Raw genomic sequence first — 26,070 nt, forward strand, 5'->3', positions numbered from 1 at the left:
TCGAGGCGCTGTGGTGCGGCGCGCGAAAAGGGCGCTGGCGCGACATCTGGCCGCCCTCCAGCGTCCCGGCGACCGAAGCCACCATCGACACTTCCAGCGCTTCCGAAGGGGACAGCGGCGGCAAGATACCGGGGAGACAGGACGCGAGCAGCGACTTGCCCGAGCCGGGCGGGCCGCTCATCAACAGGTTATGGCCGCCGGCAGCCGCAATCTCCAGCGCGCGCTTGGCCGTTTCCTGACCCTTCACCTCTTTCAGGTCCGGGCCATAGTCCGGTTCGGGCGCATCGCCGGTTATTGGTGGCGTCAATATCGACTGGCCCTTGAAATGGTTGAGCAACGCCAGCAGGTCTTCGGGCGCCAGCACCTCGACATCACCCGCCCAGGCCGCTTCCGGACCCTGCAGGGCCGGGCAGACAAGACCCAGGTCCCGGCCCGAGGCGTGAAGCGCCGCCAGCAGCACGCCGGGCGTGACAGCGAGCCGGCCGTCAAGCGACAATTCTCCGACCACTATATAGCTTGCCAGCGTCTCGGCATCGATGATCCCCATTGCCCCGAGCAGTGCCAGCGCGATCGGCAGGTCATAATGGGAACCGGCCTTCGGCAGATCGGCGGGCGACAGATTGACGGTGATTCTTTTGGGGGGCAGCGAGAGGCCCATTGCCGCAATCGCGGCGCGCACCCGTTCGCGGCTCTCGGCGACCGCTTTGTCCGGAAGGCCGACCACGTTGAAGGCGGGCAGTCCGGGCGCAACCTGACATTGCACCTCCACGCCCCGCGCCTCCAGTCCGAGATAGGCCACCGTCTGAACCAGCGCCACCATTATAACCGCCCAAACTTCATGCCGGGAATAGTGGCAATGACGCGGGATCGAGTCGAGCCGCAACCGCGCCATGTCCGCAACGGTCAAAAGTGCCGCGCGTGAGAAGGGACCAATGGTTAATATTGGGTAACTAGGCCCCGATACTTTGTGGCAAGCGCCAGGCCCCAGAGAAACGGCATGAGCAAGAATTATCATATAGACACGATCCCGAACCAAAATGACCCTGCCGGCTCAAACGGCGGCTTTCTGGTCAGCGCGTTCCTTCTGCTCGCGCTGCTCCTCTTCCCGGTCCAGCCCGCGCTCAGCGCCAGCAGCTATATCGTCACCGAGACGGTCGAGGTCTTCGAATATGATCTGCTGGAGCCGGAAGCACAGGCGGAACCGGCCAGCGCGGCCTATGGCAATTATGGCCCGTTTCGCGTGGTCGCTGCCGATACGGTGGAAATGACGGGAACGGTCGACAGCTACACACCCGCATTGTTCCGGCAGATGATGAAACATTTCCCGGGGATCAAGCGGATCGAGATGCTCGATTGCGACGGATCCGTCGATGAAGAAGCCAATCTCCGGCTTGCGCGGATGATCCGGAACGCGGGTATCAGCACCCATGTACCGGCCGGCGGCTCGGTGCGATCCGGAGCAGTCGAACTTTTTCTCGCCGGTGTCCGCCGGACGGCCCATCGCAATGCCGAATTTGTCGTGCACAGCTGGATGGACGAGGATGGCCGCGAAGCCAATGACTATCCGGCCAATGATCCGGTCCATTCCGAATATCTCGACTATTATGCCGAAATGGGTGTCCCCAGGGGAACCGCCCAGGAATTTTACGCGCTGACCAACAGCGTACCTTTTTCCGAGCAGCTGCGCCTGTCGCGAAATGATATGGCCCGCTTCCAGATGGTCCACTAGTTGCCGGTTTCGCTGCCCCTCCGTTCATGTTTCATGCATGGGCCGGGAACAATAATCTCTTCCACGCGCTTTAGTTGACAGAGCAGACTTGCGACTCTGCCTGCAAAGCACCAAGTGGAACGAGATGACCGACAAAATGACCGACAAGCGCTGGAAATATACTTCGGGATCGCGATTCGTGCTCGCGGTCATCGGCTTCATGCTGATCATTGTCTCACCGATTATCGGTGCCATTCCCGGACCGGGCTTCATCATCGTCTTTCCCATCGGCCTGGCCCTGGTCCTGCAAAACTCGCGCTGGGCAAAGAAGCGCTATGTCGATTTCAAGCGCCGTTTCCCCAATTATGGCAAATGGACCGACTGGGCGATGCGACGGCGGCACCACAAGACGCTGCCCGACGATTTTGAACTGCCGATTTTCGGCAAGGTGAAGACCGGCAATCGGGACAAGAAAGTCTAGCGCAAACGCTTGACTTTCCGCGCCTGCCTGCCTAATCGCAGCGACAACGTATCGGCCGCAGCTTATGGCGGCCTTTTTTATCGAAATTTTGACGTAGGATAATCGCGATGAAGCGTACATTTCAACCAAGCCGTCTGGTCCGCAAACGGCGCCATGGTTTCCGCGCCCGCAAAGCCACCGTTGGTGGCCGTAAAGTGCTGGCTGCCCGCCGTAGCCGTGGCCGCAAGAAGCTTTCTGCCTAAAAGCGAATGACCGCCCGTGCTGCGCCTGTCGAAGCACGCCCAGCGCCGGATCATCGGGATTTGCAAAATCCTTCAGCCGATTCGGCGCCCGCTGATTCAAACCAGCCTATCGAAGTGATTCGCAAACGTGCGGATTTCCTCGCTGCCAATCGTGGCAAGCGATTCGTCACTCCCAGCTTTGTCCTGCTCGCGCATCGCCGCCGCCCCGATCATTCCATCGAGACGGACAGGATTCGCTATGGCATCACGGTGACCAAGAAAATCGGCAATGCCGTGGCGCGCAACCGGATGAAGCGCCGCTTCCGGGCACTGCTGGCGCAATGCCTGCCCGACGAGGGCATCGCCGGCGTTGATCATATTATGATCGGCCGCAAGACCGTCCAGGAGGCGGATTTTGCCACCATGAAGGCGGATCTGGAAAAGGGCCTGAAATATCTGGCAAAAAGCTGGACCAAAAATGTTGAAGTCTGTTTTCATCTTCTGCGTGCGATGCTGGCAATGGGGCCCGTCGCGAATCCTGCCTCCGACATGTCGTTTTCTGCCCACTTGCAGTGCCTATACGATCGAGGCGATTGAGAAACATGGTGCAATTAGGGGTAGCTGGCTGGGGGCTAAACGGCTATTGCGCTGCCATCCTTGGGGCGGCTCGGGTTTGACCCGGTGCCTTGATACCCTGAACACCGATCCTTTTTACAACAAATGGCCGAAAGCGGGACGAGATAGTGGACGACAAGCGTAATATTATCATGGCGATACTCCTCACGGGGATTATCCTGTTCGGCTGGCCTTTGCTGATGGAACAATTTTTCCCGGACATGGCCAACAAGAACGAGGTTGTGGAGCAGGCGGATGCGCCCGCAAATGACCAGGTCGCCGGCGACCTCAGCGTTCCGGGCACGGGCAGCGTGAACAGCAGCGCCGATATTGGCACCGCTACCGCACCTGACAAAATCAGGCCATTGGCCACCGTCTTGCGGGAAAATCCCCGCATCCTCATCGATACCCCCCGGCTGCAGGGTTCGGTCAACCTCAAGGGCGGACGCATTGATGATCTCACCCTGACCGATCATACCGTGGATATGAGCAAGGACAGCAAGCCTGTGCGGCTCTTTTCCCCGTCCGGCACCGAAAACGCCTATTTCAGCCGCGTCGGCTGGGCGGGTGACGGCGTCGCGGTTCCCGACGACAATACGATCTGGTCGGCTGACCAGAACCGGCTGACCCCGGACACGCCGGTGACGCTAAGCTGGTCCAACGAGACCGGACAAATCTACCGGATAAAACTGTCGATCGACCCGGACTATCTGATCACCACCGAACAGAGCGTCGTCAATCGCGGTGACAATGCCATTGCGCTCAGGCCTTATGGTCTGATCAACCGGAAACGCGATCTGAACAATGTCCCGGCCAATGAGGCCAGCACCTGGACCATCCACTCCGGTCCGGTCGGCGTCTATGAAGGCGCGGCCAATTATGACGTGGACTACGAGAATCTCGCCGGCGAGGAACCCGGATTTTTGCCGGCCTGTTCGGCACATCTGCGGTTGCCGGAACCAATAGCTACGACAAGGAAGTCAGCTGGCTGGGCTTTACCGACAAATATTGGCTGGGTGCCCTGATCCCGGAAAATATCAACGATGTCGACGCCAAATTCCGTTCCGGCGGCGGCGATATATTCCAGGCGGAAATTGCCAAGAAGAGCGCGCAAATCATCGCCCCCGGCAAACAGCTGACGACCACGACCCGGCTTTTTGCCGGCGCCAAGGAAAACGCGCTGCTGGAAAAATATGAAGCGGAATATGGTATCAAGAATCTGGATCGCGCCATCGACTGGGGCTGGTTCTACTGGTTCGAGAAGCCGCTATTCTATCTGCTCAACTGGCTGTTCAAGCTGGTCGGAAATTTTGGTGTCGCAATTATTTTGATGACCTTCGTCGTGCGCGGCGTCATGTTCCCGATCGCCCAGAAGCAGTTCGCCTCCATGGCACAGATGCGTGCGGTGCAGCCGAAAATGAAGGCAATCCAGGAAAAGCACAAGGACGACAAGCAACAGCAACAGCAGGAAATCATGAAGCTGTACAAGGACGAGAAGGTCAATCCGCTGGCTGGCTGCCTGCCGATTTTCCTGCAAATTCCGATCTTCTTCGCACTGTACAAGGTGTTGATGCTGTCAATCGAGATGCGTCACCAGCCTTTTGCGCTTTGGATCAAGGATCTTAGCGCACCCGATCCGCTGACGCCGGTCAATCTGTTCGGCCTGCTGCCTTTCGATCCGCCAAGCTTTCTGGCCGTCGGCATCTTGCCGATCCTCATGGGCATCACCATGCACTTGCAGTTCAAGCTGAACCCGGCCCCGATGGATCCGATGCAGAAACAGATTTTCAGCATCATGCCATGGATATTGGTGTTCATCATGGCACCCTTCGCCGCCGGCCTGCAGCTCTACTGGACCGTGTCCAACATCCTCACCATCGCGCAACAGAAGTGGCTCTATTCGCGTCACCCGCAGATGAAGGAAATGATGGCCAAGGAAGCAGAAGAAAAAGCGCGGAAAGCCGAAGCTGATAAGGCCAAGGCATGAACCGGCACCTCTTCCTTTCGATGAACGGCGTCTAGATGGACACTCCTCTCAGCCCCAAGCTCTTCTCCGGCCCGATCAGCTTTCTGAAAAGTGCGCCGCAGCTGCAGTTTCTGCCCGATCCGAAGGTCCCGGAAATTGCTTTTGCCGGCCGTTCCAACGTGGGCAAATCGTCGCTGATCAACGCGCTGACCAATCGCAACGGTCTCGCGCGTACGTCCAATACGCCCGGACGGACGCAGGAACTGAATTTTTCGACATTGGCGATCCGCTGATCTTCCGCATTTGCGATATGCCGGGCTATGGCTATGCCAAGCGCCGCCGAAAGTGGTCCAGAAATGGCGCTTCCTGATCAACGACTATCTGCGTGGCCGGGCTGTTCTGAAGCGGACTTTTGTCCTGATCGACTCGCGGCACGGTATCAAGCCGGTCGACGAGGAAGTGATGGAAATGCTCGACAAGGCAGCGGTCAGCTACCGGATCGTGATGACCAAGGTCGACAAGGTGAAGCAGGAACAGCTGGATGCCACGGCCCAGCAAGTGGCGGATATTGCCAAGAAACACCCTGCGGCCCATCCCGATCTGTTGCTGACCTCATCGGAAAAGAAACAGGGAATCGACGAACTTCGGCTTGCGGTGCTCGACGCCGTGCAGAGCTAGAAGCAGCCAAAACTATTCGCCCGGGCAACGCTTTTCTATACACAGACTTCCATATTTGGTTATGGGGCAGACTATGAAACTGATAATCGGAAACAAAGCCTATTCCAGCTGGTCGATGCGCGGCTGGCTGGCGTGCAAGCAGTCGGGCCTGTCCTTTGAAGAACTGACCGTTCCCCTGTTCGGCGACGATTGGGACCATGTCCGCGAAAGCGAGAATTTCGCACCGTCCGGTGGCAAGGTGCCGATCCTCTGGGATGGCGAGACGGTAGTCTGGGACAGTCTGGCGATCATTGACTGGCTGGCCGACAAGACGCACCGCGACCGCTTCTGGCCAAAGGACGAGACCGCACGCGGCATGGCCCGCTCGATGGCCGCCGAAATGCATTCCAGCTTCTTGGCGCTGCGCCGGCAATGCCCGATGAACACACGCAAGATTTATGAAAATCTCGACCTGAGCGACGAGGTCAAGACGGACGCCGCCCGGATTATCGAGCTTTGGGCGCAGGCGCGCGCCCGCTTTGGCAGCGGCGGACCGTTTCTGTTCGGCACCTATGGCGCGGCCGATATCATGTATGCGCCGGTGGTTTCGCGCTTCCAGACTTACGGATTTCGCCTGCCGGGATTTGCCACCAGTTACATGCAGACAATATTGGACCATGAATGGACCGCGCAATGGATGGCTGCGGCGGAGGAAGAGCCATGGGTTATCGAGCGGCTCGAGCAGCCGAAATCGGCAGAAGCTTGAGCAGACGCATATGACCGTACCAACCGCTCTCGAACTGGCCAAACGGCTGATTGCGCAGCCCAGCATCACGCCCGCCACCGGCAGCGTGTTTGATGAACTGGAGGCAATGCTGAAGCCTCTGGGATTTGAGGTGCACCGCTTTGTTGCCGGTGAAGCGCCTGACGGTCCGGTCGAGAATCTGTTCGCCATTCGCAAGGGCAGATCCGGATCCCGGCATGTGGCATATGCCGGGCATCTGGACGTCGTGCCACCCGGCCAGGGCTGGCAGACCGATCCTTTGTTCCGGAGATACGCGGCGATCTCCTTTACGGCCGGGGTGCGGTGGACATGAAAGGCAGCATCGCCGCCTTCGTCCGCGCGCTTCACCAGTTGCCCGACGATCTGGGCACGATCAGCCTGATCATTACCGGTGACGAGGAAGGCCCGGCGCGCTACGGAACGGTCGCGCTGATGGAATATATGGCCGAGCGCGGCATCGTGCCTGATCTGTGTCTCGTCGGCGAGCCGACGTCCGTCCACCGGCTCGGCGACATGATGAAGATCGGCCGCCGCGGATCGGTCAATATGTGGGTGACCGTCAACGGCACGCAGGGCCATGTGGCCTATCCGCAAAATGCCGACAATCCGATCACCAAGCTGGGAAAGATTCTCAGCGAGATAGATTCGCTGCAACTGGATGAAGGCACCGACTGGTTTCAGCCGAGCAATATCGAATTTACCGATCTGCACGTCGGCAATCCCGCCCATAATGTCATTCCCGCCAAGGCCGAGGGCCGGCTGTCGATCCGGTTCAACGACCGCCACAGTGGCGAGAGCCTGAGTGCGATGATCCGCGAGATTGTCGAGCGGCACGGCGGCGAGCTGAAACCGGTGATTTCCGGCGAGCCGTTTCTGACACCGCCGGGCGACTTTTCCGATCTATTGCGTGATGCGATAAGCGGCGCCACCGGGATCCAGCCGGAACTGAGCACCAGCGGCGGCACATCCGATGCGCGTTTCCTGTCAAAAATCTGTCCGGTGATCGAGTTCGGTCTCTGTAACGCCACCATGCACAAGCTGGACGAGGCCGTCGCCATCGATGATCTCGCCACATTGGCGGATATTTACGAGCATTTCGTTTTGCTCGCCACCGCCTGAACCGAGCTTTCCGTCAGCGTCTTCGGCGCAGGATGATATAAAGCGCGCCCGCACCGCCATGACGCGGATGGGCCCGGCGCACCGTGGCAATATGCGAAGCGTGACGGGACGCGGCGAGCCAGTCGGCGATTGCCGCCCGGATCGCGCCACGCCCCCCTCTCGACGGCGCTCTTCGTCGTTCCGCGCCTTGCCGGTAATCAGCAATATCGCGCGATGGCCAGCGGCAATGCTGAGTTCCAGCGCGCTGTCCAGCCGTCCGTGGGCAGACGATAATGTATAACCGTGCAGGTCGACCGTGACATCGGGTTGCACCATGCCCTTCGTCAATCGGCGATCCCACCCGCCATCCAGTCCGTGGCGGGTCGGCACCGGCTTCTGCTCGCGCAGCGGGACGGCTTTGGCGGGTTTTCCGCCGAAGCTTTCCGCAGTTATCGGCCCGGAAATATCGCGCGGCCGTCTGGCTACCGGAAGGCTTTCCGCCCGCTTCACGCGCCCCTGGTCGAGCGGTTCGACGCTCTCGATAAATTTCTGCCAGAGCGCCTTTTCACCGGCGGTAAGGGGCCGGTCGGACATGGTCTAGTTGCCCGGGTTCTGGCGGGCTGCAACGAGCCGCGACACTGTTCCCTTCGGCAGGAAGATCAGCGCCTGTCCGCGCGAGGACATGCCGCCCGCGATTCTGGCCGCTTCCTCGCCGGCACCCCAGAATGTATCGAAACGGTTGGGGCCCTTGATCGCGCCACCGCTATCCTGCGCCACCCACAGGCCGTCGGCGATATCATGTTCCATGTCGAGGAACACCGGCGCGCCCAGTGGCACGAACATCCGGTCTGCGGCGACCGATGTCCGCGCTACCACCGGATGGCCCATCGCGCCCAGCGGACCCGGGCCGGTCAGTTCCTGGAAAAAGACATAGCTCTTGTTTTCGCGCATGATCTTCATGCCCTCTTCGGGATGCGCGCGCAGCCATTCGACAATGCCCTGCATATTGGTCTTGCCGTCGGCGAGCAGGCCGCGTTCGCGCATCACCCGTCCGATACCGGTATAATCGTGGCCGTTCTGTCCGGCGTAACCGATTCGCATGACCGATCCGTCGGGCAGCAACAGCCGGCCGCTGCCCTGGATCTGCAGAAAGAAGAAATCGATATAGTCGCGGGCCCATGCGATCTCGAGACCCTGTCCGGCGAGCGCCCCGTCATCAATGGCCGCCCGGTCCTCGAAGGGCACCAATTTGGTTCCGTCAACCTTGCCGCGGACGCGCTTGTCTTTCAGCGCTTCGGAAAACAGGCCAAGATCGACATCGACGAGATTTGCGGGGCGGCGATAGACCGGGACCTGATACCGGGCGTTGCTGATTCTGGAACCGTCTATCTGCGGTTCGAAATAGCCGGTGGCGAAAGCCTGGCCATCGCCAACCTGCACCGTTTCGAAATAGGAGGTGAAAAAGCGCGCGGCGTCCCGGTCCTGCCAGTTCTGGGCAGCCGTGCATGACAATTGCCAGTCGGCGCCCCTGGTCAGGCCGCTATTGTCCTCGCGCCGGACAAGAGAAGGGCAGCTGGTCCGATAGGATTGCAGCGCCGACGCGGCTTTGGCATCGGTCAGCGCAAGACTGCTAATATCCGGTCCCAGCGCAATGCCGGAACCGGTAGCGCGGTAGAATCATCGCCAATCTTGACGAGCTGGGCCGGATCAACCGGCTCGAATGTCGCCGGCGCGCCGTTTCTGGCGACCGGCGTATAGGCTGGCGGCGTGGCCGCCGGGGTCGGCACATCGCCGGCCACCCATTCGCCATCCGCCTGTGCGGAACGGCTTTGCGCGGCGCCCTGGGGGATGATGGTCATCGAACAGGCGCTGACCAACGCCATGGCTCCGAAAAGCGTCCCGATTTTCATGATCCTGTAGCTCGTCGACCGGGGGTCAGGCCTCATCGGTTTCGTCGAGTCGCCAATTGGGGTCTGCACTGGAGAGATCGCGGCTGAACGTCCAGACATCGTGGGTTTCGGCGGCATCGGATAGGGACCCGCCAATCAGATTGCCCTGCTTGTCCTTGACCACCGCAGCGATATCGGCGTCAAATTGGACGGTGATGCGTGCGACAGGCCGGCGATATTCCGCTGCCGAAATCCGCGCATTGTCGATTCGAACCAGCTGGTTCTCCAGAATCTCGCCGCGTTTTTCACGGGCGTCGATGACTTCGACGAAACTTTCGTAGACATCGTCGTCACAGAGCAATTTCAATTCTTCCTTGTCGCCCTTCCAGAAGGCTTCCAGGATCATGCCATAGGCTGCTTGCGCACCCTCCACGAACCGTCCGACATCGAAATTGCGGTCGGCGCTCAATATTTCGCGCATCCCGGCTTCGGCGTTGCTGTCATAGACCATATTCGGCGCCCCGGCCGTTGCGTTTGCGGGAACGATATCGGGAGTATGCGGCTTGGCATCTTCCAGCGGCCGGCGTTCACTGGCGCGCGGATCGATGTTGCGTGGCATATGTTCCTGCTCATGACCACTTCGCTTGCCCAGCACGGAATAGAGGCGCAGGCCGAGAAAGGCCGCTACCATTGCCAATAATATGATTTCGATGGTCACTTCACAATCCAATCTTTTCTTTGACCCTATACATAGGCGGAAACAGGGGCGGTTTCAAATAGCATTGATGAAAAAGCCGTTTTGCCCCAATTGGTCGTCTCCTTCTATCGCCCGATTTGTGAACCTGTGCTTACAAACGGGTGCCTGTGCAGGGCATCCGAACGGGGGTTTACTCTTTCATTGCCCTCGGTTCTTTCCCCTGCTAGGCGCGCAGCGAATGGCGCGGCAAGATGCGCCAAAGGACATGTTTGACTGTTTATTCCGAAAGGACAGGCCCGATGGCTGACGAGAATGAAAAAGACGAAAGCAAAATGGAACCGAGCGGGAATGTGACGACTCCGGATCCCCTTGCCAATGGCGCCGATACCCAGCCGCAAATCGGCGTGATTTCGCAATATGTGAAAGATCTTTCGGTCGAAAATCCCAATGCGCCGGACGTCTACCAGTGGAATGCACAGCCTCAGATCGACGTGCAGTTCAATATCGGCTCCTCGCAGATTTCCGATGAAGTCCATGAAGTCGAACTGAAAATCGACGTGACCGCGAAAGCGGACGAAGGCGTCGCCTTTGCCATCGAGCTGCTCTATTGCGGTCTTTTCGGGCTGCGCAATGTTCCCGAGGAGCAGGCCCATCCATTCCTGTTTGCCGAAGCCCCGCGGCTTCTCTTTCCCTTCGCCCGGTCGATCATTGCCGACGCCGTTCGCGATGCCGGCTTCCAGGCCCTGTTGCTCGAGCCGATCGATTTCACGGCGCTCTATCTGCAACAGCGCGAGCAGATGGCAGCCCAGCAGGCAGGCGAGCAACCGGTTGGTAACGCCTAGACAATCTTGCTAGGATAGCAGGGATGAACCTGCTGAAATCCACCGGAACGATTGCCGGACTGACGCTTGTCAGCCGCATTTTCGGCTTTGTCCGCGATATCATGCTGGCCCGTGTTCTCGGGGCCGGTGCTGCAGCCGACGCCTGGCAACTGGCTTTCCAGCTGCCCAATATCTTCCGCCGGCTGTTTGCCGAAGGCGCTTTCTCGGCCGCTTTTGTGCCGCTGTTCAACCGCAAGATGGAAGCGGATGAGGACCGGACAGCGGCGCAGAATTTCGCCGTTGACGTGCTGTCGGTATTTGTTCCCCTGCTACTCGTCTTTTCGGCGATCATGATGCTCGCCATGCCGGGCATCATCTGGCTGATCGACGATTTCGGAAGAGGCGGCCGGACCGACGGTTTTTCGGTTTCGCTGGCCCGGATAACCTTCCCCTATCTCGGCCTGATCAGCATCACCACCCTGTTTGCGGCGATATTGAATTCGCTGAGCAAGTTCGCGGCAGCGGCGGCGGCACCGATCATGCTCAATATCTGCATGATCAGCGCGCTGCTTGCGGCCCATTTTGTCAATGACGGCAACGACCCGCGCCAGACCGCCTATTTTCTGGCGGTTGCCGTGGCCACGGCCGGGCTGGTACAAATGCTCTGGCTCTATTACTGGGCGCGCAAGACCGGCTTTCGCTTTCCGCTCAAAATGCCGAAATTCAATGCCGATGTGAAAGAGCTGGGCGTGCTTATCCTGCCGGCTGTATTCGGTGCCGGCATCTACCAGATCAGCCGCTTCATCGATCTCTTCTTCCTCGGGCGCTTGCCGGAAGGATCGTTCGTCTATCTGGCAATGGCGGACCGGCTGAACCAGTTGCCGCTCGGAATTATTGGCATTGCTCTTGGCACCGCCATCCTCCCGGCGCTGTCGCGCTTCATCGCCAAGGACGATCTGGGCGGCGCCCAGCGTCTGCAAAGCAACGCCATCGAACTGGGTCTGCTGCTCACCATTCCGGCAGCCATAGCCCTGTTTTTGCTGCCGGACCACTGGTCACATCCTTCTACGTCGGCGGCAATTTTACCGCTGCCGATGGCCAGACCACCGCTGCGGTTGTCGCCGCGCTGGTCGTCGGATTGCCCGCCTATGTGCTGGTGAAAGTGCTGATCCCGGGCTTTTTCGCGCGCAAGGATACGAAAACGCCGGTCTATACCGCCGCCATTTCGCTGGTCATCAACATCACGCTCAACCTGTTGCTGATCCCGCTCTACGGGATCACGGGATTGGCCGTTGCCGGCGCGATTGCGGCCTGGTGCAATTGCGTGATGCTCTACACGATGCTCCACCGCCGCGGGCATTTTCATCTGGAATGGACATTGTTGCTCCGGATCGGCCGGATCACGCTGTCCGCTGCCGGCATGGCGGTCGTGCTGGTCTATGCTGCGCCGATCGGCGACGGACTCTATGACGGCACGATCTGGCAGCGGGTCGGATCTATCACCGCTCTGGTCAGCGTCGGTGGACTGGTTTATGCGGCGCTGGCATGGCTGACCGGCGCGATCGATCGCGACAAGATCACCATGTTGACCAAGAAGAAGGCGGCGGAAGATGCCGCAAGCGAAGGAAGTTAAGACAATGCGGACAGTATCGGGCATCCAGCCAACGGGGAATCTCCATCTCGGCAACTATCTGGGCGCGATCAAGAACTGGGTGAAGATGCAGGACGAGAGCGAATGCCTGTTCTTCCTCGCCGATCTGCACGCCATCACCGTCCACAACGACCCCGCTGAACTGGCCACCAACTGCCGCGAAATGGTCGCAGCGCTGGTTGCCGCCGGGGTGGATCCCGACAAATCGATCCTGTTCAACCAGCGCGCGTGCCGGCCCATCCTGAACTGGCGTGGATGCTGATTTGCAACACGCCGATGGGCTGGCTGGACCGGATGACGCAGTTCAAGGAAAAATCCGGCAAGCACAAACAGCGCTCCTCGCTGGGCCTGCTGGGCTATCCGGTGCTGCAGGCGGCCGATGTCCTGCTCTATCAGACCACTCATGTTCCGGTCGGCGACGACCAGAAACAGCATCTCGAACTGGCCCGCGACATTGCGACGAAGTTCAACAGCGATACCGGAACCGAAACCTTCACCCTGCCCGAGCCGTTTATTGGCAAGACGGCGGCGAGGATCATGAGCCTGCGCGACGGCAAAGCAAAAATGAGCAAGTCGGACCCGTCCGATCTCAGCCGGATCAACATGACCGACGATGACGAGACAATTGCACGGAAATTCAAGAAGGCAAAGACCGATCCGGAACCGTTGCCCGACAATATGGACGATCTGGCAGAGCGGGCGGAAGCCAGGAATCTGGTCGGCATCTATGCTGCGCTGGCCGACCTCTCGCAAGAGGCTGTGCTTGCCGAATATGCGGGCAAAGGCTTTGGCGACTTCAAACCGGCGCTGGCCGATCTGGCGGTGAGCAAATTGTCACCCATTCGCCAGCGGTTCGAGGAATTGCGCAAGGACGAGACTGCGATCGACACGATTTTACGCAATGGTTCGGAAAAAGCCTCCACAATGGCACGGCCGACAGTAGAAGCCGCCTATGCAGCCCTGGGGTTGTTGCGAAACTAGCCGGTCAGCCAAATACGCTAACCATCTTCCGCGCAATAGACTTGCCTGCATCACCATTTCCGGTAAATGCTAGACCATGGATATTATCTCAATACGCGGCGGAAACCGCCTCTCCGGTACGATCCCCATTTCGGGAGCCAAGAATAGCGCCCTGACCTTGCTGCCTTGCGCGCTGCTGACCGACGAACCGGTCACCCTGCGCAATTTGCCGCGGCTGGCCGACGTCGACAGTTTCGGACATCTGCTCAACCAGCTGGGTGTTTCGACCACGATCGAAGGCGCGAGGCCGGAAGATTTCGGGCGGGTGATGACGCTGAAAGCGGGCCGGATCACCTCGACCGAAGCGCCTTATGATATCGTCCGCAAGATGCGCGCCTCCATATTGGTTCTGGGGCCCTTGCTGGCGCGGGCCGGCGAATGCCGGGTATCGCTGCCCGGCGGCTGCGCGATCGGCAACCGGCCGATCGACCTTCATCTGAAAGCGATCGAGGCGCTCGGCGCGACCATCGAGACCACCAGCGGCTATGTGATTGCGCGCGTTCCCGACGGCGGCTTGCCCGGCGGCGATTTCACCTTTCCGGTCGTCTCGGTCGGCGCGACGGAAAATGCCTTGATGGCAGCAGTGCTGGCGAATGGCACCAGTGTCCTCAAGAACGCAGCGCGCGAACCCGAAATTGTCGACCTGTGCAATATGCTCGTCGCCATGGGTGCGGAAATCGAGGGCATCGGCTCTTCAACACTCACGATAACCGGCGTCGATCGGCTGCACGGCTGCACCTATCGGGTCATGTCGGACCGGATCGAAGCGGGCAGCTATGCCTGCGCAGTCGGCATCGCCGGTGGCGAGGTCGATCTGCTGGCCGCCAAGGCCGACGAGATGGAAGCGACACTGGATGCGCTGCGGCTCGCCGGTCTGAATATCGACGTCCACGCCAAAGGCATAAGAGTGGCTTCCGACGGCAAGCTCAAACCGCTGACTCTGTCCACCGCTCCCTATCCCGGCCTTGCTACCGATATGCAGGCGCAGCTGATGGCGATGCTCTGCCTCGCCGATGGCGCCAGCGTGCTGACCGAAACGATTTTCGAAAACCGCTATATGCACGTCCCGGAACTCAACCGGATGGGCGCGGATATCGAGACCAAGGGTCGCACTGCCGTGGTAAGAGGCGTGCAGAAACTGACCGGCGCGCCGGTCATGGCAACCGACCTGCGGGCCTCGATGAGCCTGGCGATTGCCGGACTGGCAGCAGAGGGCGAAACCCGCCTGCAACGCATCTACCATCTTGACCGCGGCTATGAACGGCTGGAAGAAAAACTGGCGGCGGTCGGAGCGGATATCGAGCGGATCGGCGGCGATTGACCCCCTCTCGCTAGCACTTATGGCAGCTTGTCTTTGCGGCGCTTTTGCCGTGTAGTCTCCCTATAATCAGGAGAGGACGAGTCCATGTTTTCAGGGCCGATAGAAGACCGTTTGGCAATCCGCGAACTGCACGATGCCTATTGCGATGCCGTGCTGCGCAAAGACCCGGATGACTGGGGCGCCTTGTGGACGGAAGATGCTGTCTGGTCGCTGATGGGCACCGAAGTGGTCGGCCGCGAGAATATCGTCAATCTCTGGAACGGTGCCATGGCCCAGTTCGACGCCGTCAGCTTTCTGGGCATACCCGCCAGTCTGGAAGTGACGGGTGACACGGCATCCGGTCGCTATCAAACGCACGAGATATTGGTGGAAAAGGGCGAACCCCGGGTAGCCGGCGGCCGCTATGACGATGAATTTGTCAAGGTCGATGGCCAGTGGCTCTACAGCAAACGCATCTTTGTCGTCGTCGCGCAATTTGGCGGAAACAAGCTTTAAGGGAGTATCGCAATGGCGAAAATATTGATCGCTGCGCATATCGACGTGGAACCGGCAACCCGCGAAGAATGTCTGAAGAAGGCCCAGCCTTTCATCGACGGCGCGCTGAGCCAGGAAGGCTGCCTCTGCTACAGTTGGGCCGCCGACATGCATAACCCCTCGCGCATCGAAGTGTTCGAGGAATGGACCGACGAGGAAGCCCTCGCCCGGCATTTCCAGAATGTCCATTATGCCAATATGCTCGCCCATATCGGCAGCTTCGGCCTGATCAACGCCGTCAGCGCCAAATATCGGGTGGATGCCGAAGGGCCGGTTTATAATGCGGACGGCAAACCCACCCCGTCTTTTGACTAGTATAAGCAGGAACCTGTGATGAACGAAGCTGTATCCAAATCCCTTTTTCAACCGGACATTCTGGTCGATCCGTTCGACTTTTACGAAGAGAAGCGCGCGGAAAGCCCGGTATTTTTCGACGAAGCCAGCGGCACCTATGTCGTGCTGGATTATGACCTGATTTCCGAAGCCGTCGGCCGGCTGGACGATTTTTCCAACAATTTCAATGCACTGCTTTCTGGCGGAAAAACCGAGGAAGAGCTGGAAAATGACGAGGAGCTGCAGGCGATCCAGTCCCAGGGCTGGCCCCAGGTCAATACCCTGCTGACCGCCGACCAGCCGGTGCACACGCGGTTCCGCAAACTGGTCAATCTCGCTTTCTCGATGCCGAAGGTGAACAAGCTGGAAGACAGCATGCGGGTGATGTCGAACGAACTGATCGACAATTTCATCGACAAGGGCGAATGCGAATTTGTCGAAGAATATGCCGTGCCGATGCCGGTTCGCACAATTGCCGTGCAGCTCGGTCTCGACGTGGCCGATGCCCATACGATCAAGCGCTGGACCAATGCGTTCGTCGATCGCCTGTCCGGCATGATGACCCGCGAACGGCAGCTGGAGACCGAGCGCGAAGTTGTCGAATATCAGCACGCGCTGAAAGCCAATATGGACGAGCGGCGCAAGGAAGCGAAGAACGATATCCTCTCCGATCTGGTCACGCCCGGGTCGATGGCGAACGTCCGCTTGATGACGCAGAATCTTTGTCGATCGTCCAGCAATTGATGGTCGCTGGCAATGAAACCACGACGGCGGCGCTGGCCGAGGGCATGCGGCTTTTCGCCACCAATCCGGACCAGTATAAGAAAATCCAGGACGATCCGTCGCTGATCCCCAATGCGGTCGAGGAGGTGCTGCGCATGTCGAGCGGCTCCTCGGGTATCTGGCGGGTGATGCACCGCGATGCCGAGCTGGGCGGCGTGATGCTGCCCAAGGGCGCGATGGTGATGATGCGTTATCACGCTGCTAACCGCGATCCCAAGCAATTTGAAAATCCGAACGAATTCCGGGTCGACCGCAAGAATGCGCGCACCCATATGGCGTTCGGCAAGGGCATCCATATGTGCGTCGGCAATATGCTGTCGCGCAAGGAAATGACCGTATCCTTTCAGCAGTTCGCCCAGCGGATGGACAATATCCGGCTCAAGGAGGGCGCGGAACTGCACTATCCGCCCAATATGATGCTGCGGGGACTGGCCAATCTGCCGATCGAGTTCGACAAGAAATAGACCAGGAACAGGCCAGGAAACGGGAAGATATAATGGGCATGATGGACGGAAAAGTCGCGCTGATATCGGGCGGCGCAGAAGGCATTGGCGGGACCGCCGGACGGCGGGTAGTCGAAGAAGGCGGCTCGGTGATGCTGGCCGATATCCAGATCGACAAGGCGAAGAAACTCGCGGCCTCTCTGGGCGACCGCGCCGATGCGGTGGAACTGGATGTCCGCGAACTCGACCAGTGGCAAGCCGCTGTCGATGCTACGAAGAAGCGCTTCGGCAAGATGACGACGCTGTTCAATGTCGCAGGTATTTCGGAACCCGGATCAGTCGACGAGGTCGATCTCGAAAGCTGGAACCGCACCATCGATATCAACATGCAGGGCACTTTCTACGGCTGCCGTGTCGGACTGCCTGCGATCCTCGAAAGCGGCGAAGACGGCGCGATCGTCAATATCGGTTCGATGCTCGCCATGCGCCCCGGCGCGCAGTTCGCAGCCTATTGCGCCAGCAAGGCCGCAGTGACATCGCTGAGCAAGTCGCTCGCGCTCCACTGTGCCGCGGAGAAATATCCGGTGCGGGTGAATACCGTCCACCCCGGCGCGATCGACACGCCGATGTACCAGCGTTATCTGGCCGCCTATCCCGGACCGCATGACGAAGCGGTCGAATTGTTCAACCGCAACCATCCGATCAACCGGGTCGGTCAGGCGGTCGAGGTCGCCAATGCGATGCTATGGCTGGCCAGCGACCTGAGCAGCTTCACCACGGCCAATGACATCACCGTCGACGGTGGCGGCAGCTACCGCGAATAAGGCGGACGAAAAAAAGGTGGCCGGCGCGGGCCACCTTTGTCAGCCGGCGATGTGCATGGCGCAACCCGGCGTTGCTATTTTACGAACTAGCGGCCGTTGCTCGCAACGATGTCGACAACCGTGCCGCCGCCCGAGCGCTTGTTGAGGGTGATCACATAGGCGCTGTCCTGGTTCGGCTTCGATCCACCGAGCACGTGCTCGCTGCCGCGCAACAGATATTCCGCGTCATATCCGCCCTGCTTGGCCTTGGTATAATAGAAGTCGACAATATTCTTGATCGGCGTTGCGGTGGTAAAGCTGACCACCCGAAGATCGCATTTTCCGGCCGCTTCCTGCACATTTGCTTTCGGATAGACCGCAAATTCGGGCGGCATGCGGTTGGCCCAGGCCATATCGTAAGTCAGTTTTTCCTTGCAGACCGGCTTGCTCTGACGCGCTTCCTGCAATTCGGCTTTGTCACCGAGCGTCAGGGTCTCGTCGTCGGAGGTCATCTGGCGCGGCTTTGGTGCGCTCTGGATTTTGCCACCTAGGGCGGCTTTGGCCGCGGCACTGCCGTCTTCCCCCGTGCCGGGAGGCACCGATCCGTCCGCCGCGCCATTGGCCCCGCGAATGGCGTTGCGGTTCGCCTGATCGGTAAGTTCCGGATCCACCAATATCGCATCTTCCAGCGCGTCATTCATCGCCGGATCGGAGGTCAGATTGTCGTCCAGCTTTGCCAGTTCTTCTTCGCTGGCTTCGTTGCTGCCGCATGCTGCAAGCGTCAGGGGCAGCGCGAAAGCCGCTGCCGACAGCCATAAGGTTCGGGAAAGATTAGACATGCAATTTGCTCCTGAATTTAGGGAAACACATGCATAAAAAGCGTTAATATTTCGTTAGGGAAACTGGTTAATCCGGTGACATTTTGTTAACATTTTGTCCTGAATCGGGAATTCAACCGAACGTATCCGGCCCGTCCATCTCCCCGAAGCGGATCAGCCGGGAGGTCAGAACGGCAGCCTGGCGATTGACGACTGCTTTCTTATACTCCGGATCGGTGACCATTTCCATAAACGCACCGCTATTGGGATAGCGCGCGATGAAGGAGGAATCCCACCGCTTGTCGTCGGGGCCGATTACCATGCATTCCATCTGCCCGCGCCAGATCACCGTTCCGCCGACCCGCTGGAAAATCGGACCGCTGGTCTTGCCATATTCCTCATAGGCGCGCGCGCCGCTCCACCCTTGCCGGCATTGGGATGATCCTCCGGATATTGCGCATGTTCGTGAAAACGCAGGAGATTGAGCATGTTGATCGGCACGTCGCGCGGCAGCGCCTTGAATGCGTCGAAACTTTCCCGCGTGGGGTCGAGATAGCGGTCTTCGGCCATGGCCTGCTCTCCTACTGGAATTTCTTTCTGTTCTCCTGCCATTGTTCGCGGGATTGCCCCCAGTCGTCAACCCTTGCGACGATATAGGGTTCGGGCAGTTGCGTCGGCCCCCTGTTGGTCGAACCAAGCCGCTGGGCCAATTTGATCGAGGCGAGATTGTCGGGATCGATAGTATGGCAAATGTCATCCCAGCCCAGCGTATCGACGGCATAGTTCATGCTCGCGACCGCGGCTTCCAGCGCATAGCCCTGGCCCGCATATTCGGGCGCAACAGCCCAGCCCACCTCGCGCGCCGGCCAGCCGTCCGGATACCACGGACCGATCCGGCCTATCCATGCGCCACTATCCTTGAGGATCAGGGAAAACATCGCATAGCCGCGGACATGCCAGGCCCCGACCATGGCGCACAGGTCGCGCCAGCTTTCGGCGCGGCTCTTGACGCCGCCGATATAGGTCATCGTGTCGGCATCCGACTGGAACCTGGCCCAGGCGTCGAAATCATCGGCATTGGGCGGACGCAAAATCAGCCGTTCCGTTTCAATCTGCAAAGAAGCTATATCCGTCATCAAACCTGTTCCCTCCCCGGCGCATTTGGCCCGTTCATATCACAATCGCTTGAAATACAAGTGATCTATTCCTATAATACAGTTATGTTCAATATAATCTCCATTCTCATCGGCATCATTGCCCTCATCCTGTCCTTCATAGGGTTGGTTCCGCTGCTCGGCTGGACCAACTGGCTGATTCTCCCGATTGCCGGGGTCGGCGCGCTGTTCGGCCTGATCTCGTCGCGCACCAGCGGCATGTATTTCTGCATGATCGTCATGGGCATCTGCGCCTTCCGGCTGTGGATCGGCGGCGGCATCATCTGATCCTCCGGCCGGGTTTCCCGGCCAGTAGCATTTCTTGATTGCTCGGCAGCAACCCGGGGCTTAAGCGCTGGAACATGTCCAGCGCGCTCTCCTCCAGCCGAATCGGCCTTGTTCAGGCGCTGACCGCTTGCATCTTCTGGGGCCTGATGCCGGTCTATTTCAAGCTGCTGCAAAATGTCGGCGCGCTGGAAGTGGTTGCCCATCGTATCGTCTGGTCGGTGCCGCTGTTGCTCGTCATCCTCTATTTTCGCAAAAATCTTGTCGGTCTGGCATCCGCACTGGCGGATCGCAGACTGCGTCTGGCCATGCTGGCGAGCGCCTCGCTGATTGCTGCCAACTGGCTCATCTATGTCTGGGCCGTGCACGAGGATCATATTCTCGCGGCCAGTCTCGGCTATTTTATCAGCCCGCTGCTCAGCGTATTGATGGGCAGGCTGTTTCTGGGCGAAAAGCTCTCCCGGAAAAGTGGATCGCGATCGCAATAGCCACCGCCGGGGTTTCGGTTCTGGCGCTGCAGGCTCTCGATACGCTCTGGATCAGTCTCGCCCTCGCTATCAGCTGGAGCAGCTACGGACTGGTGCGCAAGATCGCCGACATCGGTCCGATCGTCGGGCTGACCGCGGAAACCGGCATGTTGTTCCTGCCGTTCACCCTGCTGCTGATCTGGCTGACCATGTCCACACCCTCCTCGGCTTCCGGCCTGCATCTCGGCGATGATCGCACCATCGACCTGTTGCTGATCGGCGGTTCCATCGTCACCGCTATCCCGTTGCTGCTGTTTGCTTCGGCGGTCAAGAAAATGACCCTCGGCGCCATCGGCCTGCTGAATTATCTCGCGCCGACGATCCAGTTTCTGGTCGGCGTCCTGATCTACAGGGAGCCGCTGACACCGTCGCACATCATTTGTTTCATGCTGATCTGGACCAGTCTCGCGATCTTTTCGACCGATTCCTATCTGACCGGAAAAGCCGAACGGAAACCGCAATCTGCCTGATATTTCCGATGGTTCAGGATGACAGGAAGCGCCAGTTCAGTTGCGCGCCGGCATGGAAGGGAACGAGTTTCGAGCCGGCCGATTCGATTGCATCCGGCACGGCTGTCCCGCTCCGCTCCAGACTGACCATGGTTTCGTTGACCGGCAGGCCATAGAATTGCGGGCCGTGTAGCGACGCAAAACCTTCCAGCCGGTCGAGCGCACCCTCTTCGTCAAACACGACCGCATAGCTTTCCAGCGCATAAGGCGCGTTGAAAATGCCTGCGCAACCGCAGGCCGATTCCTTGGCATGGATTTCATGCGGCGCGCTGTCGGTGCCGAGGAAATATTTCGGAGAGCCGGAAGTCGCCGCCTTGCGCAGGGCCAGCCGGTGCATTTCGCGCTTTGCCACCGGCAGGCAATAAGCGTGCGGACGCATGCCGCCGGTGAACATGGCGTTGCGATTGATATGCAGATGGTGCGGCGTGATTGTCGCCGCGACATTCGGGCCGCAGCTGTCGACGAAATGGACCGCCTGTTCGGTGGTGATATGTTCGAATACGATTTTCAGATCGGGCAGGGCCGCGATCAGCCCCTTCATCACCCGTTCGATAAACACCGCTTCGCGATCAAATATGTCGATATCGCCATCGGTCACTTCGCCATGGACGAGCAGCGGCATGCCGATCGCCTGCATCCGCTCGAGCACCGGCATGATATGCGCCACATCGGTAACGCCGTGGGCGCTGTTGGTGGTGGCATTGGCAGGATAGAGTTTCGCGGCGGTAAAGATACCGGCGGCGTGCCCCGCAGCGATGTCGTCTGCATCGGCATCATCGGTCAGATAGCAGGTCATCAGCGGTGTGAAATCGGATCCTGCGGGCAAGGCTGCGATGATCCGGTCGCGATAGGCGGCGGCGCTGGCGGCGCTGGTCACCGGTGGCGAAAGATTGGGCATGACGATCGCCCGGCCGAATTGCTTCGCGGTAAAAGATGCAACCGCTTCGAGCATCGCGCCGTCACGGAGGTGGACGTGCCAGTCGTCAGGGCGGCGTAAGGTGATCGTGTCGGTCATATAGCTCCGTGCAAAGGCTTGGTTTTTCGCTTCGCACACCCTACCTAAATGGCATGACCGAAACCAGACTTAATGACCGTTCCATCATCCGTCTCTCGGCAACCGATGGATCGGAAGATATCCGCGCGTTTCTGCAAGGGCTGGTGACGCAGGATATGACCGCTGTGGCAGAGGGTGCACCGCAATGGTCGGCACTGCTGACCGCACAGGGCAAAGTCCTGCTCGATTTCTTCCTGTGGGCCGACGGCAATGATATCCTGATCGACTGCGAAGGGGATCAGGCCGGCGCGCTGGTCAAAAGGCTGAAGCTCTATCGGCTGCGCCGCAAGATCGACATCGCCCGGGACGATAGCCTTGCGGTGCACTGGGCCCTGGATGCCGGAGACCGGCCAGTCGATCCGCGATTGGCTGGATTGGGCCACCGCTGGCTGGCCGATACGGACGCTGGGGAAGCCGCCGATGAAGCCTATCGCAAACACCGTCTGTCACTCGGCGTGACCGAGGGCGCTGCGGAACTGGGCAGCGACAAGACGCTTTGGCTCGAATGCAATGCCGCCGAACTCAATGGCGTCAGCTTCACCAAGGGATGTTACGTCGGACAGGAAAATACCGCGCGGATGAATTACCGGCAAAAGGTCAACCGGCGGCTGGTCGTCGTTCCGATTGCGCAGGCCGATGAAAAGCGCCAGCGCATCGCCTATCCTGATTATGACCTGTCGGTGGAACATCGTCGTGTTGACGATTTGACAGCGCTCGATCTGCCGGACTGGCTGGCGAGAGCGCTTTAGCAACGAATAGGCGGACATCGGCTTCCGCCGCTGCCCGCCATTGTCTTCGTTAAACCTGGCGTCGCTTAAGCAGCGTCGCTTTCTTCGGTTGCCTTGGGTTTCATCACCCGTTTTTACGAGCCGGCTTCTTTTCGACTTCGACTTCGGTCGACTGCGAAATTGCCGGTGGCAGAGCGCTGGCGTCCAGGCCGTTGCTCTCGCCATTTTTTCCGATGTTTCGCTGCGAGCCGGTGCGGCTTCGACTTTGCGGGGGCGCCGGCTGCGAACCGGTTTTTCTCTTCAGGCGCGTCGTTCGCGGCGGTCTCGTCCTGATCGTTGCGATCATCGCGTTTCGGACGATTTTGCTGCGCCTGCTGCGGACGGCTGCGCTGTCCATTGCCATCATTGTCGCCGGAATCATCCTGGCCATTGCCGCGATTGTCGCTGCGGTTGTCCGTACGGTTATCCGAACGATTGTCTCCGCGCGGTTCTTCACGGGCAAGCCGCTGTTCTTCGCGGCGGGCAATCGTGTCGGCGTTGACCCGGAAATAATGGTCGGCAAATTGATGATAATATTCGGCCTGGACGCGGTCGCCATTGACCTGAGCGTCCTGCGCCATTTTCTTGTATTTATCGAGCATTTGCGCTGCGTTGCCGCGCGCGCGGTTGTCGATCCGGTTATCGCGATCCGATCCACCACCGCGGTTGCCCTGCGGGCGGTTATTGGTGTTCCGGCTGCGCCCACGGCGGCCAGGCTGACGATTGTTCATCAAATTTTAGGTATCCTTATACCGATAATAAACTTGGTCTTTCTCAAGTCATAGCCACACTGCGGTGGCGATTGCGCTGCGGACAACCCGTCCACAGCGGCCCATACAAGACAAATGCACGCCGAAAACCAGCAACATTATCGAGTTGGGGGCAGGCCAGAGATTTAGGGAAAAAGCCAGAAATCCTCTGGGCCTTCGCAAGTCTTAGCGAGTCGCTCGGTCAAAACCAAGCCCTTTTTAGCGGCGGAGCACCAGCAACCGGTCGTTTCCGCCCAAATCCTGTTTTAACTCAACATGATAGCCACTATCTGCAGCCAGTCTGGAAACCGGTTTCGCCTGATCAAAGCCGATCTCCAGCAAGGCGATTCCGGCTGGGGAGAGCAGTTTTTCCAGCGCGGGGATGATGATCCGGTAATCATCCAGCCCGTCTTTCCCGGCGAACAGGGCCTGGTGCGGTTCGAAACCGGCGACATCCGCAGACAATCGCGCGCCAGTTGCGACATAGGGCGGGTTGGCGAGGACCAGATCGAAGCCGGAGCCAAGCGAATTTGTCCAATCTGCACCCGCCCAGTCCAGCAGCACGAAGCGGGCACGGTCAGCCAGTCCCAATGCATCGGCATTATTGTGCGCAATCTGCAGGGCGGCAGCGCTGGCGTCCATACCCAGACCCCGGGCTTGCGGAAATTCGTGCAGGGCGGCGAGCAGCAGCGCACCGCTACCCGTGCCCAGATCGACGATCCGTGGCGGAGGTGTGGGCGCGAAAAGGCGCACCGCTTCCTCGATCAGCAATTCGCTGTCGGGCCGCGGGATCAGCACGTCGGAGGTGACCTGAAAATCGAGGCCCCAGAATTCCTTGCTGCCAATGATATGCGCGATCGGCTCGGACCGCTGGCGGCGTTCCACCAGGCTTGCGAATTGCGCTGGCGCCTCCAGCTGCGGGAGGTTCAGCAGCAGTTCGGACCGGGCGATCTGCAACGCATGGGCCAGCAGCAATTCCGCGTCGAGCCGCGGGCTGTCGGAAATGGTGGACAGCCTCTGCGTCGCTTCGCGCAAGGCGCCGGCGGCATCACCCATCCAGATTGGCGAGCCGGCTGGCTTCATCCTCCGCGATCAGTGCATCAACCAGTTCGCCAAGCGCACCGCCCTCTACAATTTCCGGCAATTTGTGCAGCGTCAGGTTGATCCGGTGGTCGGTGACCCGGCCCTGCGGATAATTATAGGTGCGGATGCGCTCGCTGCGGTCGCCGGAACCGACCATCGACTTGCGCGCTTCGGCTTCCTCGCTCTGCACCGCATCGCGTTCCTGCTCGTAAAGCCGCGCTGCCAGCACCTTCATCGCCTGCGCCTTGTTCTTGTGCTGCGACTTGCCGTCCTGGCATTGCACCACGAGACCTGTCGGCAAGTGGGTGATCCGGATCGCGCTGTCGGTCTTGTTCACATGCTGGCCACCGGCGCCGCTTGCCCGATAGGTGTCGATGCGCAGATCCTCGGTGCGGATCTTGATATCGACTTCTTCGGGTTCCGGCAGAATCGCAACCGTCGCCGCAGACGTGTGAATACGCCCGCCACTTTCGGTTTCCGGCACCCGCTGGACCCGGTGGACGCCGGATTCAAACTTCAGCTTGGCGAACACGCCCTTGCCCTGGATATTGGCGACGACTTCCTTGAAGCCGCCGACTTCCGAAGCATTGGCGGAAATCATCTCGACCTTCCAGCCTGATCCTCGGCATAGCGCGTGTACATGCGGAAAAGGTCGCCGGCGAAAAGCGCGGCCTCGTCACCACCAGTACCGGCGCGGATTTCGAGCATCGCAGGCCGGTCATCAGCGCTGTCCTTGGGCAGCAATTGCAGCGCCAAAGCATGTTCGGCTTTCTCCAGCGCCTTCTTCACGCCGTCGACCTCGTCAGCCGCCATCGCCTTCATCTCGGCGTCATCGCCGGCCAGCATCTCGGCCAGTCCATCCTGCTCGTCCCGCAGGCTTTTGACCTTGGCCGCCGCTTCGGCGACCGGTTCGATCTCGGCATATTCCTTGGAAACGGAGACGAATTTGTCGCTGTCGAGATCGCCCGAGGCCATCATCGCCTGCAGTTCGGCAAAGCGCGCCTCGATCTGGGCCAGTCTCTGGGGGGTGATGGTGGTCATGCAGTCAGCGCCTCGACCAGACCGCCGAGCACGATCTCGCGCTGATCACCGGTGGCCAGATTCTTGACCGCAGCGACGCCGTTGGCCAGTTCATTCTCGCCGATAATCACCGCATGGGCCGCCCCCGCCGCATTGGCCTTCTGCATCCGCTTTTTCATATTGCCCTTATAGGCCATTTCGCAACTGACGCCGGCCCGGCGCAATTCGGCCATCAGCTTCGTCGCCGCCGCTTCGCAGCCATCGCCCAGCGGAATGAAA

Annotated in this window: 29 protein-coding genes and 8 pseudogenes; 23 read left to right on the top strand and 14 right to left on the bottom strand. The window is 59.6% G+C overall.

Going from position 1 to position 26,070, the window contains the following annotated elements:
- A partial coding sequence (locus tag C8024_RS03500; protein ID WP_173202964.1) for a YifB family Mg chelatase-like AAA ATPase occupies positions 1-820 on the bottom strand: 820 nt, incomplete at its 3' end.
- Positions 821-997: 177 nt separating this feature from the next.
- Between C8024_RS03500 and C8024_RS03505 the strand changes: the two genes are divergently transcribed.
- The 9 genes and pseudogenes from C8024_RS03505 (at position 998) to dapE (ending at position 7,551) form a co-directional block, all read left to right on the top strand.
- Entirely contained in the window at positions 998-1,729 is a 732-nt protein-coding gene (locus tag C8024_RS03505) for a hypothetical protein (protein ID WP_173202965.1), read from the top strand.
- 124 nt (positions 1,730-1,853) lie between these two features.
- Entirely contained in the window at positions 1,854-2,189 is a 336-nt protein-coding gene (locus C8024_RS03510; protein WP_240616873.1) for a PGPGW domain-containing protein, read from the top strand.
- A 107-nt stretch (positions 2,190-2,296) separates the two neighbouring features.
- A complete protein-coding gene (gene rpmH / locus C8024_RS03515; RefSeq protein WP_082788408.1) occupies positions 2,297-2,431 on the top strand; it encodes a 50S ribosomal protein L34 in 135 nt (44 codons plus the stop codon).
- Positions 2,432-2,545: 114 nt separating this feature from the next.
- Complete coding sequence (rnpA, locus tag C8024_RS03520) at positions 2,546-3,007, top strand: ribonuclease P protein component (RefSeq protein WP_367947132.1); 462 nt, start codon at positions 2,546-2,548, stop codon at positions 3,005-3,007.
- Positions 2,949-3,100: pseudogene (gene yidD, locus C8024_RS20840) on the top strand (membrane protein insertion efficiency factor YidD). The gene rnpA and the pseudogene yidD overlap by 59 nt, the downstream one beginning before the upstream one ends.
- A 53-nt stretch (positions 3,101-3,153) precedes the next feature.
- A pseudogene (yidC, locus tag C8024_RS03530) lies at positions 3,154-5,012 on the top strand (membrane protein insertase YidC).
- A gap of 35 nt (positions 5,013-5,047) precedes the next feature.
- Positions 5,048-5,669: pseudogene (yihA, locus tag C8024_RS03535) on the top strand (ribosome biogenesis GTP-binding protein YihA/YsxC).
- 73 nt (positions 5,670-5,742) lie between these two features.
- Entirely contained in the window at positions 5,743-6,414 is a 672-nt protein-coding gene (locus C8024_RS03540; RefSeq protein ID WP_173202966.1) for a glutathione S-transferase family protein, read from the top strand.
- A gap of 10 nt (positions 6,415-6,424) precedes the next feature.
- A pseudogene (dapE, locus tag C8024_RS03545) lies at positions 6,425-7,551 on the top strand (succinyl-diaminopimelate desuccinylase).
- Between the two features lie 13 nt (positions 7,552-7,564).
- On the opposite strand, the gene C8024_RS22845 reads toward dapE, so the two are convergent.
- Complete coding sequence (locus C8024_RS22845; RefSeq protein WP_367947133.1) at positions 7,565-7,891, bottom strand: Smr/MutS family protein; 327 nt, start codon at positions 7,889-7,891, stop codon at positions 7,565-7,567.
- On the opposite strand from C8024_RS22845, the gene C8024_RS22850 reads away from it, so the two are divergent.
- Entirely contained in the window at positions 7,865-8,131 is a 267-nt protein-coding gene (locus tag C8024_RS22850) for a hypothetical protein (protein WP_367947134.1), read from the top strand. The genes C8024_RS22845 and C8024_RS22850 overlap by 27 nt on opposite strands.
- Here C8024_RS22850 and C8024_RS03555 read toward each other — a convergent pair.
- The 3 genes and pseudogenes from C8024_RS03555 to C8024_RS03565 form a co-directional block, all read right to left on the bottom strand.
- Positions 8,128-9,198, bottom strand: a pseudogene (locus C8024_RS03555) (murein transglycosylase A); the annotation flags it as partial. The gene C8024_RS22850 and the pseudogene C8024_RS03555 sit on opposite strands and share 4 nt — an antisense overlap.
- On the bottom strand, positions 9,147-9,440 hold the full coding sequence (locus tag C8024_RS03560) for a hypothetical protein (RefSeq protein ID WP_173202967.1): 294 nt from the start codon (positions 9,438-9,440) through the stop codon (positions 9,147-9,149). The gene C8024_RS03560 and the pseudogene C8024_RS03555, both read right to left, overlap by 52 nt.
- A 25-nt stretch (positions 9,441-9,465) precedes the next feature.
- Positions 9,466-10,137 carry a Tim44/TimA family putative adaptor protein gene (locus tag C8024_RS03565; protein WP_173202968.1) on the bottom strand — a complete coding sequence of 224 codons (672 nt, stop codon included), beginning with the start codon at positions 10,135-10,137 and terminating at the stop codon, positions 9,466-9,468.
- Between the two features lie 311 nt (positions 10,138-10,448).
- On the opposite strand from C8024_RS03565, the gene secB reads away from it, so the two are divergent.
- The 9 genes and pseudogenes from secB to C8024_RS03605 all read left to right on the top strand — a co-directional run bounded on the left by secB (position 10,449) and on the right by C8024_RS03605 (position 17,846).
- Complete coding sequence (secB, locus tag C8024_RS03570; RefSeq protein ID WP_240616943.1) at positions 10,449-10,958, top strand: protein-export chaperone SecB; 510 nt, start codon at positions 10,449-10,451, stop codon at positions 10,956-10,958.
- Positions 10,959-10,981: 23 nt separating this feature from the next.
- A pseudogene (gene murJ / locus C8024_RS03575) lies at positions 10,982-12,435 on the top strand (murein biosynthesis integral membrane protein MurJ); the annotation flags it as partial.
- 139 nt (positions 12,436-12,574) lie between these two features.
- A pseudogene (gene trpS / locus C8024_RS03580) lies at positions 12,575-13,569 on the top strand (tryptophan--tRNA ligase).
- A 76-nt stretch (positions 13,570-13,645) separates the two neighbouring features.
- Positions 13,646-14,929 carry a UDP-N-acetylglucosamine 1-carboxyvinyltransferase gene (gene murA / locus C8024_RS03585; protein ID WP_173202969.1) on the top strand — a complete coding sequence of 428 codons (1,284 nt, stop codon included), beginning with the start codon at positions 13,646-13,648 and terminating at the stop codon, positions 14,927-14,929.
- Between the two features lie 84 nt (positions 14,930-15,013).
- A complete protein-coding gene (locus C8024_RS03590; protein WP_173202970.1) occupies positions 15,014-15,424 on the top strand; it encodes a nuclear transport factor 2 family protein in 411 nt (136 codons plus the stop codon).
- Positions 15,425-15,436: 12 nt separating this feature from the next.
- Positions 15,437-15,778, top strand: a complete 342-nt coding sequence (locus C8024_RS03595; protein ID WP_173202971.1) for a putative quinol monooxygenase — start codon at positions 15,437-15,439, stop codon at positions 15,776-15,778.
- Positions 15,779-15,796: 18 nt separating this feature from the next.
- Positions 15,797-16,540 carry a cytochrome P450 gene (locus C8024_RS20845; RefSeq protein WP_254305522.1) on the top strand — a complete coding sequence of 248 codons (744 nt, stop codon included), beginning with the start codon at positions 15,797-15,799 and terminating at the stop codon, positions 16,538-16,540.
- On the top strand, positions 16,519-17,043 hold the full coding sequence (locus tag C8024_RS20850) for a cytochrome P450 (protein ID WP_254305523.1): 525 nt from the start codon (positions 16,519-16,521) through the stop codon (positions 17,041-17,043). The genes C8024_RS20845 and C8024_RS20850 overlap by 22 nt, the downstream gene beginning before the upstream one ends.
- A 38-nt stretch (positions 17,044-17,081) precedes the next feature.
- Positions 17,082-17,846: an SDR family oxidoreductase gene (locus C8024_RS03605; protein ID WP_254305524.1), complete on the top strand. Its 765-nt coding sequence runs from the start codon at positions 17,082-17,084 to the stop codon at positions 17,844-17,846.
- An 86-nt stretch (positions 17,847-17,932) separates the two neighbouring features.
- Here C8024_RS03605 and C8024_RS03610 read toward each other — a convergent pair whose 3' ends face one another.
- From C8024_RS03610 to C8024_RS03620, 4 genes are all read right to left on the bottom strand, one after another.
- Positions 17,933-18,664, bottom strand: a complete 732-nt coding sequence (locus tag C8024_RS03610; RefSeq protein ID WP_173202973.1) for a hypothetical protein — start codon at positions 18,662-18,664, stop codon at positions 17,933-17,935.
- Positions 18,665-18,776: 112 nt separating this feature from the next.
- Positions 18,777-18,992 (bottom strand): hypothetical protein, encoded by a 216-nt coding sequence (locus C8024_RS22855; RefSeq protein WP_367947135.1) that lies wholly within the window; start codon positions 18,990-18,992, stop codon positions 18,777-18,779.
- Positions 18,989-19,213, bottom strand: a complete 225-nt coding sequence (locus tag C8024_RS22860) for a hypothetical protein (RefSeq protein ID WP_367947136.1) — start codon at positions 19,211-19,213, stop codon at positions 18,989-18,991. The genes C8024_RS22855 and C8024_RS22860 overlap by 4 nt, the downstream gene beginning before the upstream one ends.
- Before the next feature lie 11 nt (positions 19,214-19,224).
- Positions 19,225-19,779, bottom strand: a complete 555-nt coding sequence (locus C8024_RS03620) for a GNAT family N-acetyltransferase (protein WP_173202974.1) — start codon at positions 19,777-19,779, stop codon at positions 19,225-19,227.
- Between the two features lie 84 nt (positions 19,780-19,863).
- Here C8024_RS03620 and C8024_RS03625 point away from each other — a divergent pair, with 84 nt between their 5' ends.
- The 3 genes from C8024_RS03625 to C8024_RS03635 all read left to right on the top strand — a co-directional run bounded on the left by C8024_RS03625 (position 19,864) and on the right by C8024_RS03635 (position 21,079).
- Positions 19,864-20,085, top strand: a complete 222-nt coding sequence (locus C8024_RS03625) for a hypothetical protein (protein WP_173202975.1) — start codon at positions 19,864-19,866, stop codon at positions 20,083-20,085.
- Positions 20,086-20,159: 74 nt separating this feature from the next.
- Entirely contained in the window at positions 20,160-20,570 is a 411-nt protein-coding gene (locus C8024_RS03630) for an EamA family transporter (protein ID WP_173202976.1), read from the top strand.
- Between the two features lie 50 nt (positions 20,571-20,620).
- Complete coding sequence (locus C8024_RS03635; RefSeq protein ID WP_367947137.1) at positions 20,621-21,079, top strand: EamA family transporter; 459 nt, start codon at positions 20,621-20,623, stop codon at positions 21,077-21,079.
- Between the two features lie 13 nt (positions 21,080-21,092).
- On the opposite strand, the gene pyrC is transcribed toward C8024_RS03635, so the two are convergent.
- Complete coding sequence (gene pyrC, locus C8024_RS03640) at positions 21,093-22,133, bottom strand: dihydroorotase (protein WP_173202978.1); 1,041 nt, start codon at positions 22,131-22,133, stop codon at positions 21,093-21,095.
- A gap of 53 nt (positions 22,134-22,186) precedes the next feature.
- On the opposite strand from pyrC, the gene C8024_RS03645 reads away from it, so the two are divergent.
- Positions 22,187-22,921, top strand: coding sequence for a folate-binding protein YgfZ (locus C8024_RS03645; RefSeq protein WP_173202979.1), 735 nt, complete (start codon positions 22,187-22,189; stop codon positions 22,919-22,921).
- Between the two features lie 113 nt (positions 22,922-23,034).
- Here the strand turns inward: C8024_RS03645 and C8024_RS03650 are convergent, their stop codons facing one another.
- The 4 genes and pseudogenes from C8024_RS03650 to C8024_RS03665 all read right to left on the bottom strand — a co-directional run.
- The gene (locus tag C8024_RS03650) at positions 23,035-23,670 is read right to left on the bottom strand and encodes a DUF4167 domain-containing protein (protein WP_254305527.1); all 636 of its coding nucleotides are present in this window, start codon (positions 23,668-23,670) and stop codon (positions 23,035-23,037) included.
- 237 nt (positions 23,671-23,907) lie between these two features.
- A complete protein-coding gene (gene prmC, locus C8024_RS03655) occupies positions 23,908-24,744 on the bottom strand; it encodes a peptide chain release factor N(5)-glutamine methyltransferase (RefSeq protein ID WP_173202982.1) in 837 nt (278 codons plus the stop codon).
- Positions 24,737-25,812 (bottom strand): annotated as a pseudogene (prfA, locus tag C8024_RS03660) (peptide chain release factor 1). The gene prmC and the pseudogene prfA overlap by 8 nt, the downstream one beginning before the upstream one ends.
- The coding region (locus C8024_RS03665; RefSeq protein ID WP_254305525.1) for a His/Gly/Thr/Pro-type tRNA ligase C-terminal domain-containing protein at positions 25,809-26,070 on the bottom strand (262 nt) is incomplete at its 5' end. The gene C8024_RS03665 and the pseudogene prfA, both read right to left, overlap by 4 nt.

This window comes from Sphingopyxis sp. BSNA05 (assembly GCF_013265645.1).
In the GTDB taxonomy this organism is placed as follows: domain Bacteria; phylum Pseudomonadota; class Alphaproteobacteria; order Sphingomonadales; family Sphingomonadaceae; genus Parasphingorhabdus.

Coding starts and splice junctions, on each gene's coding strand:
- C8024_RS03560 (WP_173202967.1), bottom strand. CDS start 9,440: ATGAAAATCGGGACGCTTTTCGGAGCCATGGCGTTGGTCAGCGCCTGT.
- C8024_RS03595 (WP_173202971.1), top strand. CDS start 15,437: ATGGCGAAAATATTGATCGCTGCGCATATCGACGTGGAACCGGCAACC.
- rpmH (WP_082788408.1), top strand. CDS start 2,297: ATGAAGCGTACATTTCAACCAAGCCGTCTGGTCCGCAAACGGCGCCAT.
- murA (WP_173202969.1), top strand. CDS start 13,646: ATGGATATTATCTCAATACGCGGCGGAAACCGCCTCTCCGGTACGATC.
- C8024_RS03605 (WP_254305524.1), top strand. CDS start 17,082: ATGATGGACGGAAAAGTCGCGCTGATATCGGGCGGCGCAGAAGGCATT.
- C8024_RS22860 (WP_367947136.1), bottom strand. CDS start 19,213: ATGGCCGAAGACCGCTATCTCGACCCCACGCGGGAAAGTTTCGACGCA.
- prmC (WP_173202982.1), bottom strand. CDS start 24,744: ATGGGTGATGCCGCCGGCGCCTTGCGCGAAGCGACGCAGAGGCTGTCC.
- C8024_RS22850 (WP_367947134.1), top strand. CDS start 7,865: ATGCCCTTCGTCAATCGGCGATCCCACCCGCCATCCAGTCCGTGGCGG.
- C8024_RS03540 (WP_173202966.1), top strand. CDS start 5,743: ATGAAACTGATAATCGGAAACAAAGCCTATTCCAGCTGGTCGATGCGC.
- C8024_RS03650 (WP_254305527.1), bottom strand. CDS start 23,670: ATGAACAATCGTCAGCCTGGCCGCCGTGGGCGCAGCCGGAACACCAAT.
- C8024_RS03620 (WP_173202974.1), bottom strand. CDS start 19,779: ATGACGGATATAGCTTCTTTGCAGATTGAAACGGAACGGCTGATTTTG.
- C8024_RS20845 (WP_254305522.1), top strand. CDS start 15,797: ATGAACGAAGCTGTATCCAAATCCCTTTTTCAACCGGACATTCTGGTC.
- C8024_RS03590 (WP_173202970.1), top strand. CDS start 15,014: ATGTTTTCAGGGCCGATAGAAGACCGTTTGGCAATCCGCGAACTGCAC.
- C8024_RS03510 (WP_240616873.1), top strand. CDS start 1,854: ATGACCGACAAAATGACCGACAAGCGCTGGAAATATACTTCGGGATCG.
- pyrC (WP_173202978.1), bottom strand. CDS start 22,133: ATGACCGACACGATCACCTTACGCCGCCCTGACGACTGGCACGTCCAC.
- C8024_RS03610 (WP_173202973.1), bottom strand. CDS start 18,664: ATGTCTAATCTTTCCCGAACCTTATGGCTGTCGGCAGCGGCTTTCGCG.
- C8024_RS03625 (WP_173202975.1), top strand. CDS start 19,864: ATGTTCAATATAATCTCCATTCTCATCGGCATCATTGCCCTCATCCTG.
- C8024_RS03505 (WP_173202965.1), top strand. CDS start 998: ATGAGCAAGAATTATCATATAGACACGATCCCGAACCAAAATGACCCT.
- C8024_RS03645 (WP_173202979.1), top strand. CDS start 22,187: ATGACCGAAACCAGACTTAATGACCGTTCCATCATCCGTCTCTCGGCA.
- secB (WP_240616943.1), top strand. CDS start 10,449: ATGGAACCGAGCGGGAATGTGACGACTCCGGATCCCCTTGCCAATGGC.
- C8024_RS03630 (WP_173202976.1), top strand. CDS start 20,160: ATGTCCAGCGCGCTCTCCTCCAGCCGAATCGGCCTTGTTCAGGCGCTG.